Origin of the sequence: Streptomyces sp. NPDC056503, assembly GCF_042794995.1 — a bacterium.
Lineage (GTDB): Bacteria > Actinomycetota > Actinomycetes > Streptomycetales > Streptomycetaceae > Streptomyces.
In genome coordinates this window covers 51,075-66,220 of the sequence record NZ_JBHTST010000030.1, presented here as the reverse complement: position 1 = coordinate 66,220, position 15,146 = coordinate 51,075, and the positions used below count along the sequence as shown (strand labels likewise).

Sequence of the window (15,146 nt, the reverse complement as noted above, 5' to 3'; positions counted from 1 at the left end):
CGCCCGTACGTCGTGCGTACGGGCGGCGGCCCACCGGACCGGGTGTCTCCAGGGCTGCCGGGAGGCGTCGGCGTCAGCGGATCTCGGAGATCTCCGGACCGCGCTGGAGCTGGCCCATGCCACCGGAGAAGCGGGACCCGGCCTGCTCCTCCTGCTGGACGCCGTCCGGCACCATCTGCGCGTCGTTCGGCAGCTTGAGGACGATCGGGTCGCGCGGGGCCATCGGGCCCTCACCGCGGGCGACGACGGTGTCCCGGACGATCTGCTCCAGGAGACCGGCCGCCTCGGGCTGCACCGCGCCCTGGCCGGAGATGACACCGCGCAGGAACCAGCGCGGGCCGTCGACGCCGACGAAGCGCACGATCTGCACACCGCGGTTGCCGTCGGGCAGCTGGACGGGGACCTGCGCGCGCAGCTCCCAGCCGAGCGGGCCCTCGACCTCGTCGATGACACCGCCCTGCTGGACGATGCCGGTGGCGATCTCCTCGCGGACCTCGCCCCAGATGCCTTCCTTTTTGGGCGCCGCGAACGCCTGGAGCTGCACGGCGCTGTCGCGCAGCACGATGGTCGCGGCGACGATCGCGTCGCCCGCCACCTCCACGCGGAGTTCCATGCCCTCGACACCGGGCACGTGGAGCCCGCCGAGGTCGACGCGGCCCTCTTCGGGCTTGGCGACCTCGGAGATGTCCCAGGGACCGTCGGGCCGGGGCGCCGGCGGAAGGTTCACCTTGCGCGGCTGGTCGGCCGCTTCAGCGGCGTCCTCGCCGGCCACGGCGTCGACGACCTGCTCGGCCTCGCCCGCCGTGTCGGCGGCACCGCTCTTCTTGCGACGTCCGAACACGTCACTGTCCTTCCCGGTCGGATACGACCGAAGCGTATCGATTCCCACCCGTCGTGCCGTCCACGGCGGCATGACCGCCGGTGGACCCGAAGCCCCCCTCGGCCCGCGCCGAGCCGGGAAGCTCCGCCACCTCGTGGAAGCGCACCTTCTCGACCTGCTGGACGACCAGTTGGGCAATCCGGTCGAACCGTTCGAACCGCACGTTCTCGCGCGGGTCGAGATTGACCACGATCACCTTGATCTCTCCACGGTACCCGGCATCCACCGTCCCTGGGGCATTCACGAGCGCGACTCCGCAGCGCGCGGCCAGTCCCGACCGCGGGTGGACGAAGGCGGCGTAGCCGTCCGGGAGGGCGAGGGAGACCCCGGTGGGCAGCACGGCGCGCTCTCCGGGGGCGAGGACGACGGCCTCGGTGGTGACGAGGTCGGCGCCGGCGTCGCCGGGGTGGCCGTAGGCCGGGATCGGCACGTCCGGGTCCACCCGGCGGATCAGCACGTCGACGGGAGGGCGCATCAGGGGTTCACCTCGAAGGCGCGGGCGCGCCGGACCTGGTCGGGATCGGCCATGGCGGCCTGGATCTCCTCCGGCCGGCCGTTGTCGATGAAGTGCTCGACCTTGACCTCGACGAACATGGCGTCGGCGCGGACGGCGACGGGCCCCTCGGGGCCGCCGATCCGGCCGGTGGCGGTCGAGTAGATCTTGCGGCCGTGGACGGCGGTGACCTCTGCCTGGAGGTGGAGGACGGTGCCGACCGGGACGGGCCGGCGGAAGTCGGTCTCCAGGCGGCCGGTCACGGCGATGACCCGGAGCAGCCAGTTCAGGGAGCCGAGGGTCTCGTCGAGCGCGGTGGCGAGGACGCCGCCGTGGGCGAGGCCGGGGGCGCCCTGGTGGTCGGAGGTCACGGTGAACTCGGCGGTGACGGTCACGCCGTCTCCCGCGCGGGCGTCCAGGTGGAGCCCGTGGGGCTGTCCGTCGCCGCACCCGAAGCAGTGGCCGTAGTGCGAGCCGAGCGCCTCGCCGGGGGCGGGCGCGTCCGGGTGGCGGGTCGGCGCCACGGCGTCGGCCGGCGGGGTGAGGGCGGCAGATGTTGCAGTCACAGGCCCAGACCTTACCCGCGCGGCCGTAGGCCGGTCGCGCCGTGCCAAGCTTGGACGCATGCAGCATTCCGCACCGACTCCATCGTCCGGGGCGCCCTCCCCCGGGTCTTCCGCGTCCCCGGCGGCGCCGCGCTTCGACGAGCGGCTGACCGTGCCCGGTTCGTGGTGGGTGATCGTCGCCCTGCTGGCGCTCTCCGGCGGGCTGGTCACCTTCCCGCTGGGGACGGTGCCGATGCTGGGCGGTCTGATCGTGGCGGGCGTGGCGGCCGGTGTGGCGGCGTCCTCGTACGGCTCGGCCCGGATCCGCGTGGTGGCCGGTTCGCTGGTGGCGGGCGAGGCCCGGGTGCCGGTGTCGGCGCTGGGGGCGGTCGAGGTGCTCGACGAGGAGGAGGCGCGGGCCTGGCGGACGTACAAGGCCGATCCGCGCGCCTTCATGCTGATGCGCAGCTACGTGCCGCGGGCGGTGCGGATCGAGGTCACCGACCCGGCGGACCCGACGCCGTACCTGTACCTGTCCAGCCGTGACCCGGAGGGCCTGGCGGCCGCCGTGGAGGCGGTACGGGGCGAGGGCTGAACCCTCGGGAGGGGGAAGGGCCGACAGGTCCGTCCCGGGGCCGCCCAGGGCGGCCCGGGGCGGTCTAGAAGCCCAGTTCCCTGGGGTTGTCGGGCTGCTCCAGCGGGGGCAGCTCCGCGAGTCTGTCCCAGGGGACCTGGCGGGCCCTGAGGTCCTTGCGGATGTGCCCGGCGAGCTTCCTGGTGTCGCGCCGGTTCATGACCGCGCCGACGGCGGCGCCCACCATGAACGGGGTGAGGTTCGGCAGGTTGCGGACCATGCGTTTCATGATCTGCTGGCGCAGTTCGCGCTTGAGCTGCCCGCCGAGGGCCGCGTTGATCGTCGTGGGCTTGGTGGGGTCGATGCCCCGCTCCTCGGCCCAGGAGGTCAGGTAGGCGGCCGAGCGCTGGGGCAGGGTGCCGGGCGGCCGGAGGCCGTAGACCTCGTGGAGCTCGGCGATGAGCTTGAGTTCGATCGCGGCCACGCCGGTGATCTCCGCGGCCAGCTCGGCCGGCATGGCCGGCGGCACGGGGAGCATGGCGGCGGCGCCGATGCCGGCGCCGACGGTCGAGCTCGCGTTGGCCGCGCCGAAGACCAGTTTGTCGGCGAGCTCCTCGGGGCCGAGCCCGGGGAACTGCTTGCGCAGGGTCGCGAGGTCGCGGACGGGGACGCGCGGGGCCAGGTCGATCAGCCGGTCGGCCAGATAGCCGAGGCCCGCCTTGGCTCCGTCGCCGCTCCGCTTCACGCCCTGTCTGACGCCCTGCACGCTGCGGCGGACCGCGTCGATGCGCGCGGCGTCGATCCTGATGCGGTCGAGCTGGGTACGCGCCGGGTCGGCCAGCCGCCTGACGGCGCCCAGCCGTCCGTGACGGCGGTCGTCACGGTCGTCCGCCGCCTCGGGGTCGGTGGACCCGTCGGGGTCCCGCTCCGCGGGGAGCGGCGCCTCGCCCCGTCCGGGGACCTTCGCAGCTTCGAGCGAGGCCGTGGGGCCTCGCTCGTCGTCCGCCACGCCGAGGGAGGGCGGGGGGGCGGCCTGCACGGCGTCGGGAGCCTCCTGGGCGCCCTCCGTCGGGCCTGTGCCGCCCTTGTACGTCCGGGGCTTCACGGGAAGCCTCGGACGCCGCTTCCGGGACGGTGTGTCGCCTGCCACGGCCGCGCCCGACTCAGTCGCAGTCGCGGCAGATCGGCTGACCGTTCTTCTCGCGCGCGAGCTGGCTGCGGTGGTGCACCAGGAAGCAGCTCATGCAGGTGAACTCGTCGGCCTGCTTGGGCAGGACCCGGACGGCCAGCTCCTCGTTCGAGAGATCGGCGCCCGGGAGCTCCAGGCCCTCGGCGGCCTCGAACTCGTCGACGTCGACGGTCGAGGTCGACTTGTCGTTCCGACGGGCCTTGAGCTCCTCAAGGCTGTCCGAGTCGACGTCGTCGTCGGTCTTGCGTGGGGTGTCGTAATCCGTTGCCATGTCGCTCTCCCCCTCTGGGTGGTTGCGGTGTCTCAGCGCACGTAACGCGTGAGAGGTCGGACTTGTGCCCGACCTGAGGCGCAGATTTTGCCTCACATCAAGGTCTGTTACTCAATCGACACCCGTCCCGCGCGCTTCCGGGAGCGATCGGTACGAGTGGCGATGCGGACCGTACACGGTCCTCGGGGTGCCCGCGTGGAGCGCCACCCCGTGTACTTTCCGCCGGTCGGCGCCCGGGAAACCCGGACTTTTCCGGGTTTTCCCCCGGAATTCACGGTCACGGAGCGCGATCCCTCGGACACTCGCGCTTGTGATCGATCACACACGACCGTCTCAGGACGGGCGTCCCGTAATTCCGCTCAAAGCGAACAGATCGGGCTTCGTGCCTGCAGTCTGTCAGATCGGCAGAGTGACACGCATCACCAGGCCACCGCCCTCCCGGGGCTCCGCGCTGATCCGTCCGCCGTGCGCCCGGGCCACCGAGCGCGCGATCGACAGTCCGAGACCGACGCCCTTGTCGCTGCCGGTCCGCTCCTGGCGGAGCCTGCGGAACGGCTCGAAGAGGTTGTCGATCTCGTACGCGGGGACCACCGGGCCCGTGTTGGACACCACGAGCACCGCCTGGCCGTGCTGGGCCTCGGTGGTGACCTCCACCCAGCCGTCCTCCGGGACGTTGTACCGCACGGCGTTCTGGAGCAGGTTCAGGGCGATCCGCTCCAGCAGGACGCCGTTGCCCTGGACGACGACGGGGGCCCGCTCGCCGCGGATCTCCACGCCCTTGGTCTCGGCCTCCCCGTACACCTGGTCGACGGCCCGCTCGGCGACCTCGGCGAGGTCGACGGGCTTGCGCTCCGCGATCTGGTTGTCGCTGCGCGCGAGCAGCAGCAGGCCCTCCACCAGCTGCTCGCTGCGCTCGTTGGTGGCCAGCAGCGTCTTGCCCAGCTGCTGGAACTCCATCGGCGCCCCGGGGTCGGAGAGGTGGACCTCCAGGAGCGTGCGGTTGATCGCCAGCGGGGTGCGCAGCTCGTGCGAGGCGTTGGCGACGAAGCGCTGCTGGGCGCTGAAGGCCCGCTCCAGGCGCTCCAGCATCTCGTCGAAGGTGTCGGCGAGCTCCTTCAGCTCGTCGTCCGGCCCGTCCAGCTCGATCCGCCGCGCCAGGTCGGACCCGGCCACCTGGCGGGCGGTGCGGGTGATCCGGCCGAGCGGCGAGAGCACCCGGCCGGCCATGGCGTAGCCGAAGGCGAAGGCGATGATGCTCAGGCCGAGCAGGCCGAAGAGCGAACGGCGCAGGAGGTCGTCCAGGGCCATGTCCTGCTGGTGCTTGAGGCAGGCGGAGACGGCGGCGTTGAGCTGCTCGCCGGTGCCCTGCACGGGCAGCTCGCACCAGGAGGTGGTGGGCTGCACCTTGCCCTCGACGACCTTGAAGGGCAGCTGGCTGACGCTCTCCGTGACGGCCTGCGCCGTGAAGAGGTAGATGATCGACAGCAGCAGGATGCCGGCGATCAGGAACATGCCGCCGTAGAGCAGCGTGAGCCGTATCCGGATGGTCGGCCTGAGGAGCGGCCTGACCGGGTCCCGCGGGTCCCAGGTGGGCTTCGGTGGCGCCTGCAGGTGGGGCGCCGGGGTGGTGGCCATCGGGGTCAGATCCGGTATCCGGAGCCGGGGACGGTGACGATGACGGGCGGCTCGCCCAGCTTGCGGCGCAGGGTCATGACCGTGACGCGGACGACGTTGGTGAACGGGTCGGTGTTCTCGTCCCAGGCCTTCTCCAGGAGCTGCTCCGCCGAGACGACGGCCCCCTCGGAGCGCATCAGCACCTCCAGGACGGCGAACTCCTTGGGCGCGAGCTGGACCTCCCGGCCCTCCCGGAAGACCTCGCGGCGGTTGGGGTCGAGCCTGATGCCCGCGCGCTCCAGGACGGGCGGCAGCGGCACGGAGGTGCGGCGCCCGAGGGCCCGCACGCGCGCGGTGAGCTCGGTGAAGGCGAAGGGCTTGGGGAGGTAGTCGTCGGCGCCCAGCTCCAGGCCCTCGACCCGGTCGCTGACGTCGCCGGAGGCGGTGAGCATCAGGATGCGGGTGGGCATCCCCAGCTCGACGATCTTGCGGCAGACGTCGTCGCCGTGGACCAGGGGCAGGTCGCGGTCGAGGACGACGACGTCGTAGTCGTTGACCCCGACGCGCTCCAGGGCGGCGGCGCCGTCGTACACGACGTCGACGGCCATGGCCTCCCGGCGCAGTCCGGTGGCCACCGCATCGGCGAGCAGCTGCTCGTCCTCGACGACGAGTACGCGCACGTCGTTCTTCCTTCCCTCGGCGCGCTCCGGCCCGGCGGGCCGGAGGGCGATTCTGAGCACTGACTGTGCGTGTCCATCCTGCCCCGGACGCGCGTAAACCGGCTGTAAGGCGGGGGTGCGGGGGCGGGCGACGGCAGCGGGTGACGGGACCGCGAACGGGAGGAGACGCGACGGGGACGAGGTGCGGACGCGAAGGGGGCGCGCCCGGGGGCGCGAAGAATTCACCATGAATCACGGGCCAGTTGAGGTTTCCGTGCGGACGGCGGTGGGGAGGAGGTCTGCACACCCCGCGATCACGCCCTGTCTGTGGCACGCCCACGGCTCTTCCGTCCCCCGGGAGCGTTGCAGAGCGTGATCCATCCATCCTCGGCACACCCCCGTGCCGCCGGACCCACGAGGAGGGGCGCATGGACGCGTTCACCGCAGGGCTGCTGCACCGCATCAGGACCACGCAGTCGGACCTCACGCGGGCCCGCGAGACCGGCGACGAGTACCTCGCGGAGGTCGAGCAGGCCGAGCTGGAGGACCTGCACCGACTGGCCGCGGAGCACGGCGTGGAGGTCGCGACGGTCTGCGCGCAGAGCGCCTGAGCGACGGCGCTCCCCCGGGAGCGCCGACGGCGGTGCCCCGGAGCCCTCCCGGCTCCGGGGCACCGCCGTGTCGCGTCGGTCTCAGTCGTGCCAGGCGCCCAGTCGTTCGAGCAGCTCCTGGAGGGGGCCGAAAAGGCCCTCGGGGGCCGCCACGGCCAGTTCGCCGGACTCGGGCAGTCCGGGTCGGCCGCCGGTGCGCGCGCCCGCCTCGCGGGCGATCAGGGCCCCCGCGGCGTGGTCCCAGGGGTTGAGCCCCCGCTCGTAGTACGCGTCGAGCCGTCCGGCCGCCACGTCGCAGAGGTCGATGGCGGCGGAGCCGCCGCGCCGGATGTCCCTGACCAGTGGCAGGACCTCCCGGACGACCTCGGCCTGGTGCGCGCGGCGGGACTGGACGTAGCCGAAGCCGGTGCCGAGGAGGGCCTGGTCGAAGGAGGGCGCGGTGCGGACCGCGAGCCGGCGCTCGCCCAGGTAGGCGCCGCCGCCGAGGACGGCCCGGTAGGTCTCGCCGCGCAGCGGGGCCTCGACGACGCCGACGACGGTCTCGCCCTCGTACTCGGCGGCGATGGAGACCGCCCAGGACGGCAGGCCGTAGAGGTAGTTCACGGTGCCGTCGAGGGGGTCGATGATCCAGCGGACCCCGCTGGTGCCGGGGGTGGCGGAGCCCTCCTCGCCGAGGAGGCCGTCCTCGGGGCGGTGCTCGGCGAGGAAGCCGGTGATCAGCTTCTCGGCGGCGATGTCCATCTCGGTGACGACGTCGATGGCGCTGGTCTTGGTGGCGGCGACGGCCAGGTCCTCGGGCCGGCCGTCGCGCAGCAGGGCGCCGGCCCGCCGGGCGGCCTCCAGGGCCAGTTCGAGCAGTTCGTCCGGTGCGGGCGCGGGTGCGGGGGTCACGGTGTGGCTCCTCAGGCGTAGGGGCTGTCGGCACCGGCGGCCGCGGGGCGCTCGGCGCGGGCCGGGCAGCAGCCGATCGGGCAGAGGTCGTGGGAGGGGCCGAGGGCGCCGAGGGCGCACCGCTCCGCGCGCGTGCCGCGCTCGGCGGCGGCCCGCTCCAGGACCAGCTCGCGGACGGCGGTGGCGAAGTGGGGGTCGGCGCCGACGGTGGCCGAGCGGCGGACCGGGAGCCCCAGTTCGGCGGCCTTGGCGGTGGCCTCGGTGTCGAGGTCGTACAGGACCTCCATGTGGTCGGAGACGAAGCCGATCGGCACCATGACGACGGCGGGCGCGCCGCCGGCGTGCAGCTCCTCCAGGTGGTCGCAGATGTCCGGCTCCAGCCACGGGATGTGCGGGGCGCCGCTGCGGGACTGGTAGACGAGCTGCCAGGGGTGGTCGACGCCGGTCCGCTCGCGCACCGCGTCGGCGATGGTCCCGGCCACGTCGAGGTGCTGCCTCACGTAGGCGCCGCCGGGGCCGTGGTCGGCGACGGGGCCCGAGGAGTCGGCCGCGGAGTCCGGGATGGAGTGGGTGGTGAAGGCGAGGTGGGCGCCGGTCCGCACCGCGTCGTCGAGTTCGGCGAGGGAGGCGAGCACGCCCTCCACCATCGGCTCGACGAAGCCGGGGTGGTTGAAGTAGTGGCGGAGCTTGTCGACCCGGGGCAGCGGCAGGCCCTCGGCCTCCAGGGTGGCGAGCGCGTCGGCGAGGTTCTCGCGGTACTGGCGGCAGCCGGAGTAGGAGGCGTACGCGCTGGTGGTGAGGACGGCGATGTGGCGGCGCCCGTCGTGGATCATCTCGCGGAGGGTGTCGGTGAGGTACGGGGCCCAGTTGCGGTTGCCCCAGTAGACCGGCAGGCGGAGGCCGGCCCCGTCGAAGTCGGCCCGCAGCGCGTCGAGCAGCGCGCGGTTCTGGCCGTTGATCGGGCTGACGCCGCCGAAGAGGAAGTAGTGCTGCCCCACCTCTTTGAGGCGCTCCTTGGGGATGCCTCGGCCGCGCGTCACGTTCTCCAGGAACGGGACGACGTCGTCCGGGCCCTCGGGACCGCCGAAGGAGAGCAGCAGCAGGGCGTCGTACGGGGCGGGATCGTGCTGATCGGACATGGCACCGATCCTGCCACCCGGCGCCGACGGCCCGGGGCGCGGCCCGTCCGGAATTCGGGGGTGACCCGATGGCTTCGAACCCTTAGGCTTTAGCTATTAATTACACGTGTTGACCGCGACGAGCGGACGGCACGCCGCGTCGCAGAGCCGGAGAACCCCTTGCCCAGTCCCTACCGCGCGATCTTCTCGGCGCCCGGTACCACCGCGTTCTCCGTGGCCGGCTTCTTCGGCCGGATGCCGCTGTCCATGATGGGCATCGGCATCGTCACCATGATCTCCCAGGTCACCGGCCGGTACGGCCTCGCCGGCGCCCTGTCGGCGACGCTGGCGATGTCCGCCGCCGTGCTCGGCCCCCAGGTCTCCCGGATGGTCGACCGGTACGGGCAGCGCCGGGTGCTCCGCCCGGTCACCCTGATCTCCATGGCCGCGGCGGCCGGGCTGCTCCTCTGCGTGCAGCAGAAGGCGCCGGACTGGACCCTCTTCGCCTTCACGGCCGTGATCGGCGTCGTGCCGAGCGTCGGCGCGATGACCCGGGCCCGCTGGGCGGACATCTACCGGGGCGACGCGCGCAAGCTGCACACCGCGTACTCGTGGGAGTCGATCGTCGACGAGGTGTGCTTCATCTTCGGCCCGATCATCTCCATCGGCCTGTCGACCATCTGGTTCCCCGAGGCCGGCCCGCTGCTGGCCGGCGTCTTCCTCGCGATCGGCGTCTTCTGGCTGACCGCCCAGCGGGACACCGAGCCGGAGCCCCACCCGCAGCCCGCCGTCAAGGCCGGTTCGGCGCTCCGCTCCCCCGGCCTCCAGGTCCTCGCCCTGGCCTTCGTGGCGACCGGCGCGATCTTCGGCGCGGTGGACGTGGTGACCGTGGCCTTCGCCGAGGAGCGGGGCCAGAAGGCCGCCGCGAGCCTGGTCCTCGCCGTCTACGCGCTGGGCTCCTGCCTGGCCGGCGCGGTGTTCGGGCTGCTCCACCTCAAGGGCGAGCCGTCCCGCCGGTGGCTGCTGGGCGTCTGCGCGATGGCCGTGAGTATGATCCCCCTCCTACTGGCCGGGAACCTGCCGTTGCTGGCCGTGGCGCTCTTTGTCGCGGGCCTCTCCATCGCGCCGACGATGGTGACCACGATGGCCCTCGTCGAGAAGCACGTACCGCACACCCAGCTGACCGAGGGCATGACCTGGACGGGCACCGGCCTCGCGGTCGGCGTGGCGCTGGGCTCCTCGGCGGCCGGCTGGGTGGTCGATGCCTCGGGGGCCCAGGCGGCGTACGTGGTACCCGTCGTCGCGGGCGCGCTCGCGGTCGTGGTGGCGCTCCTCGGCCACCGCCGGCTGCGCAGGCCGGTGCCGAACCGGGAGGGGCGAGATGAGCACGAGGACAGCGGGACCGGCGGGGCCGACGAGCGCCGGGGCGGGCAGCCCGTGGCGTAACTGGGCGGGGAACGTCATCTCCCGTCCGGTACGGGAGGTGAGCCCCGCCTCGGCCGAGGAGCTGGCCGCCGAGCTCCGCCGGGCCACCAGGGACGGGCTGCGGGTGAAGACGGTCGGCACCGGCCACTCCTTCACCTCGATCGCGGCCACCGACGGCGTACTGGTCCGCCCCGATCTGCTCACCGGCATCCGGCGGATCGACCGCGAGGCGATGACGGTGACGGTGGAGTCCGGCACCCCGCTGAAGCGGCTCAACGTGGCGCTGGCCCGGGAGGGCCTGTCGCTCACGAACATGGGCGACATCATGGAGCAGACGGTCGCCGGGGCCACCTCGACCGGCACCCACGGCACCGGCCGCGCCTCCGCCTCCCTCGCGGCCCAGATCCGCGCCCTGGAACTGGTGACCGCCGACGGCACGCTGATGACCTGTTCGGAGGAGGGGAACGCCGAGGAACGCGCGGTCTTCGCGGCCGCCCGGATCGGCCTCGGCGCACTCGGCGTGATCACCGCGATCACCTTCGCCGTGGAGCCGCTCTTCCTGCTCACCGCGCGGGAGGAGCCGATGCGCTTCGACCGGGTGATCGCCGAGTTCGACCAGCTGCACGCGGAGAACGAGCACTTCGAGTTCTACTGGTTCCCCCACACGGACAACTGCAACACCAAGCGCAACAACCGCAGCGACGGCCCCGCCGCCCCGCTGCCGCGCCTCGCCGGCTGGTTCGAGGACGAGTTCCTCTCCAACGGCGTCTACCGGGCGGCCTGCGCGCTCGGCCGGGCGGTGCCGCCGGCCATCCCCTCGATCGCCCGGGTCTCCAGCCGCGCGCTCTCCTCGCGCACGTACACCGACGTCCCGTACAAGGTCTTCACCACCCCGCGCCGGGTCCGCTTCCTGGAGATGGAGTACGCGCTGCCCCGGGAGGCGGCGACGACGGCGCTGCGCGAGCTGAAGGCGATGGTCGAGGGCTCACCGCTGAAGGTGAGCTTCCCGGTGGAGGTGCGCACCGCGCCCGCCGACGACATCGCGCTCTCCACGGCCTCCGGCCGGGAGACGGCCTACATCGCCGTGCACCTCTACAGGGGGACGCCCCACCGCGGGTACTTCACCGCGGTGGAGCGCATCATGACCGCCCACGGGGGCCGGCCGCACTGGGGCAAGGTCCACACCCGGGACGCCGCCCACCTGGCGGCCGCCTACCCGCGCTTCGCCGAGTTCACGGCCCTGCGCGACCGGCTCGACCCGGAGCGCCTCTTCGCCAACGACTACCTGCGCCGGGTCCTCGGCGACTGACGGGGACTCACCCCGTCGGGTCGCCGGACGGGGCCGTGGGAGCCGCGTCCCCGGAGGCCGGGCCGGTGCCGGGGTCCCCGGTGGGCGCGGTCGGGGTCCCGGGCGCCGTCGGCTCGGCCGTCGGCTCGGCGGGCTCCTCGGTCGGGTCCGTGCCGTCGTCGGCGGAGCCGGTCGGGTCCGGGGCCGGCGCCGTCGTGGCCCCGTCGCTCGGCGTCCCGGTCCCGGTCCCGGGGGCGGGGGTGGCGCCGCCGGACGGGGTGCCCGCGTCCGGGCCGGCGTCGGGGCTCGCGGAGCCGGTCGGCGCGGGGGTCCGCGGCTGCCGCTCCCGCTCCTGCCCGGGCTGTTCGGGGGCGTCCCGCTGTCCTCCTCCGCCGCGGACCACGGAACCGAAGGTGGTGGTGCCCTTGGTCCCGCTGAAGTCCTCGCCGGAGACCAGCTCGTAGGTGGTGATGCCGCCCATGGTGACGCCGAAGACGAGCGCGGCGGCCAGCACCGGGCGCTTCCAGCCGCGCAGCCGGGTGCCGTGGGTGGTGGCCGAGCCGAACTCCTCGTCGTACGGGAACGGGGCCGCGGCCTCGGGGACGGTGCCGAGCATCAGCGTGTGGCGGTCCCCGGCCGGGGCGTGCCCCGGGGCCGCGAGCGGGACCTGACGCGCCTTCGGCTTGGCGGCGACGGTCGCGTCCCGCACCTGCTCTCCGGTGTGTTTGAAGAGCTGCTGGAAGAGCGGGCCGCCGCAGGTCGCGATGACGCTGATCACGCCGGCGCCCAGGATCGTCCCGTAGACGCCGAGCGTGGAGGCGAGTTTGGCGGCGATCACCGCCGCGACGGCGCTGCCGGCCACCTGGGGCACGCTCAGGTCGATCTTCCGCTTCGCCCCGGGTCCGGGCTCCGGAGGCTCGCCCCCGGGCTCCGGAGTCCGTATCTCCGGGTCGTCCGTACCGGTCGGCTGCCTGTGACGCATCTCCACCCTCTGCTTGCTCATCTGTTCCACCGTGCACCCAGAAGGGACATATGAGCGAAGCGAATAGTTCCGGTTCAGGGGGTTCTGTGAAGAGTGCCACGCGGGAGGAATGGGGACGGAGGCCCAACTCCCGCGCACCCCGAGAAGTTGGGCGGCGCGCCGGTCCACCCGAGTGGCCCGAATGGAGTACATTGACGAACCCTGGGTCCGGACGCCTTCCGGGGCGCCCGGGAACGGAACCGCTACCCAGTGTGACCCCCGGTCACTCCGGGTAGTGATCAGGTAACCGTGCCATAACGGCGGCCCCGGGTCCACGCCCGACACGCCGGGCAACTCGGCAAGGTAGTGGCAGGCTGCACCCGGGCAGGCCACACTCGACTAGCGGAAGCAGCGACGCACGTGACGTCGGCAGGCACCACCCGGGAGGTCCCCATGCCCGAACTGCGTGTCGTGGCCGTCTCCAACGACGGCACACGACTGGTGCTCAAGGCTGCCGACAGCACGGAGTACACACTTCCGATCGACGAGCGGCTCCGGGCCGCCGTGCGCAACGATCGCGCGCGCCTCGGGCAGATCGAGATCGAGGTCGAGAGCCACCTCCGCCCCCGGGACATCCAGGCGCGGATACGAGCCGGTGCCTCCGCGGAGGAGGTCGCCCAGCTCGCCGGCATCCCCGTCGACCGCGTCCGCCGCTTCGAGGGCCCCGTCCTCGCCGAGCGCGCCTTCATGGCCGAGCGCGCCCGCAAGACCCCGGTGCGCAGGCCCGGCGAGAACAGCGGGCCCCAGCTCGGCGAGGCGGTGCAGGAGCGGCTGCTGCTGCGCGGCGCCGACAAGGACACCGTGCAGTGGGACTCCTGGCGGCGCGACGACGGCACCTGGGAGGTGCTGCTCGTCTACCGGGTCGCCGGCGAGGTGCACACCGCCAGCTGGACCTACGACCCGCCGCGCCGGCTCGTCCAGGCCGTGGACGACGAGGCGCGGGCGCTGATCGGCGAGACCGACGACACCCTCGCCGCCGCGCCGGAGCCGAGCTTCCCCTTCGTACCGCGCATCGCCCGGCTGCCCCGGGACCGGCCGCTCGACCGCACCCTGGACCGGCCGCTGGACCGCGCCCTCGACCGGCAGCTCGACCGGGCCCCGCTGACGGCCTCGGCGTCGGAGCCGGAGGAGGAGCGGGACTCGCTCACCAGCCTCCTGGAGGCGGTGCCGAGCTTCCGAGGCGACCTGGTGGTCCCCGAGCAGCCCGACACCGAGCCGTCCGACGAGGTCGAGGCGGAGGAGCCGCCCGCTCCCGCCGCCTCCGCGGGGGCCGGCGCGGCCTACGCCGACGTCCTCATGCCCCGCTCCGTCTCCGGCCACCGCGACCGGCTGCACGGCGCCACCGACCGGCAGGCGGAGGCCGACGGCGTCCGCCCCGGCCGCCGCGCGGCGGTCCCCAGCTGGGACGAGATCGTCTTCGGGACGCGCAGGAAGAAGCAGGAGTAGTCCGGCATACGCCGGCCGGGCCGCCCACACCGTCCGGTGCGGGCGGCCTTCCGCGCCTCACGGCGGCGGATCCGGGACCTGCCGCGGGTCCGGACCTGCCGCGGATCCAGGCCCTACCGCGGGTCCGGACCTGCCGCGGACCCGGGACCTACTGCGGGTCCGGGCCCGTCGCCACCGGGCGGGACGGGTCCGACGACCACTCCGACCAGGAGCCGGCGTAGAGCGCCGCCGGGATGCCGGCCAGCTCCAGGGCCAGCACCTCGTGGGCGCCGGAGACGCCCGAACCGCAGTAGACGCCCACCTCGGGGGTTTCCGCCGCGCCCAGCGCGGCGAACCGGCCCCGGAGCGCCTCGGAGGCGAGGAAGAGGCCGTCCCCGCCGACGTTCTCCGTCGTCGGCGCCGAACGGGCGCCGGGGATGTGACCGCCGACCCGGTCGATGGGCTCCACGTCGCCGCGGTAGCGCTCGGCCGCCCGGGCGTCCAGGAGCAGCCCCGACCGGGCCAGCGCCGCCGCCTCGTCCGCGTCGAGCAGCCGCAGCCCGCCCGGCTTCGGCGTGAAGTCGCCCGCCTCCGGCTCCGGCACCTCGGTCGACAGCTCCCCCGGCCAGGCCGCCAGGCCCCCGTCGAGCACCCGCACGTCCTGGTGGCCCGCCCAGCGCAGCAGCCACCAGGCGCGGGCGGCGCCCCAGCCGAGGCCGCCGTCGTAGACCACCACCGGACGGTCGGCGCGGACACCCGCCCGGCGCATGGCCGCCCCGAAGACCTCCGGGTCGGGCAGCGGGTGCCGGCCGCCCTCCCCGGGCGGCCCGGCCAGTTCGGCGTCGAGGTCCACGTAGACCGCGCCGGGCAGGTGCCCGGCCTCGTACACGGGGCGTCCCGGCGGGCCGCCGAGGGACCAGCGCACGTCCAGGAGCACCGGCGGCCGGGCTCCCGCCGACTCGCTCACGAGTTCGCTTGCGGAGATGATGGGCTTCATGGGGCCATCCTCGCGCAGCCATGCCCGCGCCGGGGAGGGACCCGGCGTCCTCCCGAAGGATCGCGCCAGGCACGGTGCGACCGGGGCGCGCCGTGCGCGGACCGGCGAACCCACCGGCGGCGGGCACGGTCACGACCAGGTCCGA

16 protein-coding genes are annotated in these 15,146 nt (G+C 73.8%); 5 read left to right on the top strand and 11 right to left on the bottom strand.

Annotated elements, in window-relative coordinates; translation table 11 throughout:
* Nucleotides 1-73: 73 nt before the first annotated feature.
* Genes ACFQ8C_RS12290 through ACFQ8C_RS12280 form a run of 3 tightly spaced genes read right to left on the bottom strand, consistent with a single transcriptional unit; the run spans nucleotide 74 to nucleotide 1,939 of the window.
* Nucleotides 74-841, bottom strand: coding sequence for a DUF3710 domain-containing protein (locus tag ACFQ8C_RS12290; RefSeq protein WP_383455378.1), 768 nt, complete (start codon nucleotides 839-841; stop codon nucleotides 74-76).
* A 1-nt stretch (nucleotide 842) separates the two neighbouring features.
* A complete protein-coding gene (dut, locus tag ACFQ8C_RS12285; protein ID WP_383455375.1) occupies nucleotides 843-1,355 on the bottom strand; it encodes a dUTP diphosphatase in 513 nt (170 codons plus the stop codon).
* Nucleotides 1,355-1,939: a PaaI family thioesterase gene (locus ACFQ8C_RS12280; RefSeq protein WP_383455373.1), complete on the bottom strand. Its 585-nt coding sequence runs from the start codon at nucleotides 1,937-1,939 to the stop codon at nucleotides 1,355-1,357. The genes dut and ACFQ8C_RS12280 overlap by 1 nt, the downstream gene beginning before the upstream one ends.
* A gap of 58 nt (nucleotides 1,940-1,997) precedes the next feature.
* Here ACFQ8C_RS12280 and ACFQ8C_RS12275 point away from each other — a divergent pair, with 58 nt between their 5' ends.
* Nucleotides 1,998-2,513 carry a DUF3093 domain-containing protein gene (locus ACFQ8C_RS12275; RefSeq protein ID WP_383455371.1) on the top strand — a complete coding sequence of 172 codons (516 nt, stop codon included), beginning with the start codon at nucleotides 1,998-2,000 and terminating at the stop codon, nucleotides 2,511-2,513.
* Between the two features lie 64 nt (nucleotides 2,514-2,577).
* Here ACFQ8C_RS12275 and ACFQ8C_RS12270 read toward each other — a convergent pair whose 3' ends face one another.
* The 4 genes from ACFQ8C_RS12270 to ACFQ8C_RS12255 form a co-directional block, all read right to left on the bottom strand.
* Nucleotides 2,578-3,642: a hypothetical protein gene (locus ACFQ8C_RS12270; protein WP_383455368.1), complete on the bottom strand. Its 1,065-nt coding sequence runs from the start codon at nucleotides 3,640-3,642 to the stop codon at nucleotides 2,578-2,580.
* 13 nt (nucleotides 3,643-3,655) lie between these two features.
* Nucleotides 3,656-3,952, bottom strand: coding sequence for a DUF4193 domain-containing protein (locus ACFQ8C_RS12265; RefSeq protein ID WP_003955561.1), 297 nt, complete (start codon nucleotides 3,950-3,952; stop codon nucleotides 3,656-3,658).
* 396 nt (nucleotides 3,953-4,348) lie between these two features.
* Nucleotides 4,349-5,587 (bottom strand): sensor histidine kinase, encoded by a 1,239-nt coding sequence (locus ACFQ8C_RS12260; RefSeq protein ID WP_383455366.1) that lies wholly within the window; start codon nucleotides 5,585-5,587, stop codon nucleotides 4,349-4,351.
* A 5-nt stretch (nucleotides 5,588-5,592) separates the two neighbouring features.
* Nucleotides 5,593-6,246, bottom strand: a complete 654-nt coding sequence (locus tag ACFQ8C_RS12255; RefSeq protein WP_383455363.1) for a response regulator transcription factor — start codon at nucleotides 6,244-6,246, stop codon at nucleotides 5,593-5,595.
* 407 nt (nucleotides 6,247-6,653) lie between these two features.
* Between ACFQ8C_RS12255 and ACFQ8C_RS12250 the strand changes: the two genes are divergently transcribed.
* Nucleotides 6,654-6,836, top strand: coding sequence for a hypothetical protein (locus ACFQ8C_RS12250; protein WP_043230249.1), 183 nt, complete (start codon nucleotides 6,654-6,656; stop codon nucleotides 6,834-6,836).
* A gap of 81 nt (nucleotides 6,837-6,917) precedes the next feature.
* Here the strand turns inward: ACFQ8C_RS12250 and ACFQ8C_RS12245 are convergent, their stop codons facing one another.
* Both ACFQ8C_RS12245 and ACFQ8C_RS12240 read right to left on the bottom strand, forming a co-directional pair.
* On the bottom strand, nucleotides 6,918-7,727 hold the full coding sequence (locus ACFQ8C_RS12245) for an inositol monophosphatase family protein (RefSeq protein ID WP_383455360.1): 810 nt from the start codon (nucleotides 7,725-7,727) through the stop codon (nucleotides 6,918-6,920).
* Nucleotides 7,728-7,738: 11 nt separating this feature from the next.
* Complete coding sequence (locus ACFQ8C_RS12240) at nucleotides 7,739-8,866, bottom strand: ferrochelatase (RefSeq protein ID WP_383455358.1); 1,128 nt, start codon at nucleotides 8,864-8,866, stop codon at nucleotides 7,739-7,741.
* 159 nt (nucleotides 8,867-9,025) lie between these two features.
* On the opposite strand from ACFQ8C_RS12240, the gene ACFQ8C_RS12235 reads away from it, so the two are divergent.
* Both ACFQ8C_RS12235 and ACFQ8C_RS12230 read left to right on the top strand, forming a co-directional pair.
* Nucleotides 9,026-10,291, top strand: a complete 1,266-nt coding sequence (locus tag ACFQ8C_RS12235; RefSeq protein ID WP_383455357.1) for an MFS transporter — start codon at nucleotides 9,026-9,028, stop codon at nucleotides 10,289-10,291.
* Nucleotides 10,227-11,579: a D-arabinono-1,4-lactone oxidase gene (locus ACFQ8C_RS12230; protein WP_383455355.1), complete on the top strand. Its 1,353-nt coding sequence runs from the start codon at nucleotides 10,227-10,229 to the stop codon at nucleotides 11,577-11,579. Before ACFQ8C_RS12235 ends, ACFQ8C_RS12230 begins: the two co-directional genes overlap by 65 nt.
* Before the next feature lie 7 nt (nucleotides 11,580-11,586).
* On the opposite strand, the gene ACFQ8C_RS12225 is transcribed toward ACFQ8C_RS12230, so the two are convergent.
* Nucleotides 11,587-12,561, bottom strand: coding sequence for a hypothetical protein (locus ACFQ8C_RS12225; protein ID WP_383455352.1), 975 nt, complete (start codon nucleotides 12,559-12,561; stop codon nucleotides 11,587-11,589).
* A 411-nt stretch (nucleotides 12,562-12,972) separates the two neighbouring features.
* On the opposite strand from ACFQ8C_RS12225, the gene sepH reads away from it, so the two are divergent.
* On the top strand, nucleotides 12,973-14,025 hold the full coding sequence (gene sepH, locus ACFQ8C_RS12220; RefSeq protein ID WP_383455349.1) for a septation protein SepH: 1,053 nt from the start codon (nucleotides 12,973-12,975) through the stop codon (nucleotides 14,023-14,025).
* A 148-nt stretch (nucleotides 14,026-14,173) separates the two neighbouring features.
* Here sepH and ACFQ8C_RS12215 read toward each other — a convergent pair whose 3' ends face one another.
* Nucleotides 14,174-15,001, bottom strand: a complete 828-nt coding sequence (locus ACFQ8C_RS12215) for a sulfurtransferase (protein WP_383455346.1) — start codon at nucleotides 14,999-15,001, stop codon at nucleotides 14,174-14,176.
* Nucleotides 15,002-15,146 lie beyond the last annotated feature (145 nt).

What these genes read in the sequence shown, in the direction of transcription:
- dut (WP_383455375.1), bottom strand. Translation starts at nt 1,355, where the DNA reads ATGCGCCCTCCCGTCGACGTGCTGATCCGCCGGGTGGACCCGGACGTG.
- ACFQ8C_RS12275 (WP_383455371.1), top strand. Translation starts at nt 1,998, where the DNA reads ATGCAGCATTCCGCACCGACTCCATCGTCCGGGGCGCCCTCCCCCGGG.
- ACFQ8C_RS12265 (WP_003955561.1), bottom strand. Translation starts at nt 3,952, where the DNA reads ATGGCAACGGATTACGACACCCCACGCAAGACCGACGACGACGTCGAC.
- ACFQ8C_RS12260 (WP_383455366.1), bottom strand. Translation starts at nt 5,587, where the DNA reads ATGGCCACCACCCCGGCGCCCCACCTGCAGGCGCCACCGAAGCCCACC.
- ACFQ8C_RS12250 (WP_043230249.1), top strand. Translation starts at nt 6,654, where the DNA reads ATGGACGCGTTCACCGCAGGGCTGCTGCACCGCATCAGGACCACGCAG.
- ACFQ8C_RS12240 (WP_383455358.1), bottom strand. Translation starts at nt 8,866, where the DNA reads ATGTCCGATCAGCACGATCCCGCCCCGTACGACGCCCTGCTGCTGCTC.
- ACFQ8C_RS12230 (WP_383455355.1), top strand. Translation starts at nt 10,227, where the DNA reads ATGAGCACGAGGACAGCGGGACCGGCGGGGCCGACGAGCGCCGGGGCG.
- ACFQ8C_RS12225 (WP_383455352.1), bottom strand. Translation starts at nt 12,561, where the DNA reads ATGAGCAAGCAGAGGGTGGAGATGCGTCACAGGCAGCCGACCGGTACG.
- sepH (WP_383455349.1), top strand. Translation starts at nt 12,973, where the DNA reads ATGCCCGAACTGCGTGTCGTGGCCGTCTCCAACGACGGCACACGACTG.
- ACFQ8C_RS12215 (WP_383455346.1), bottom strand. Translation starts at nt 15,001, where the DNA reads ATGAAGCCCATCATCTCCGCAAGCGAACTCGTGAGCGAGTCGGCGGGA.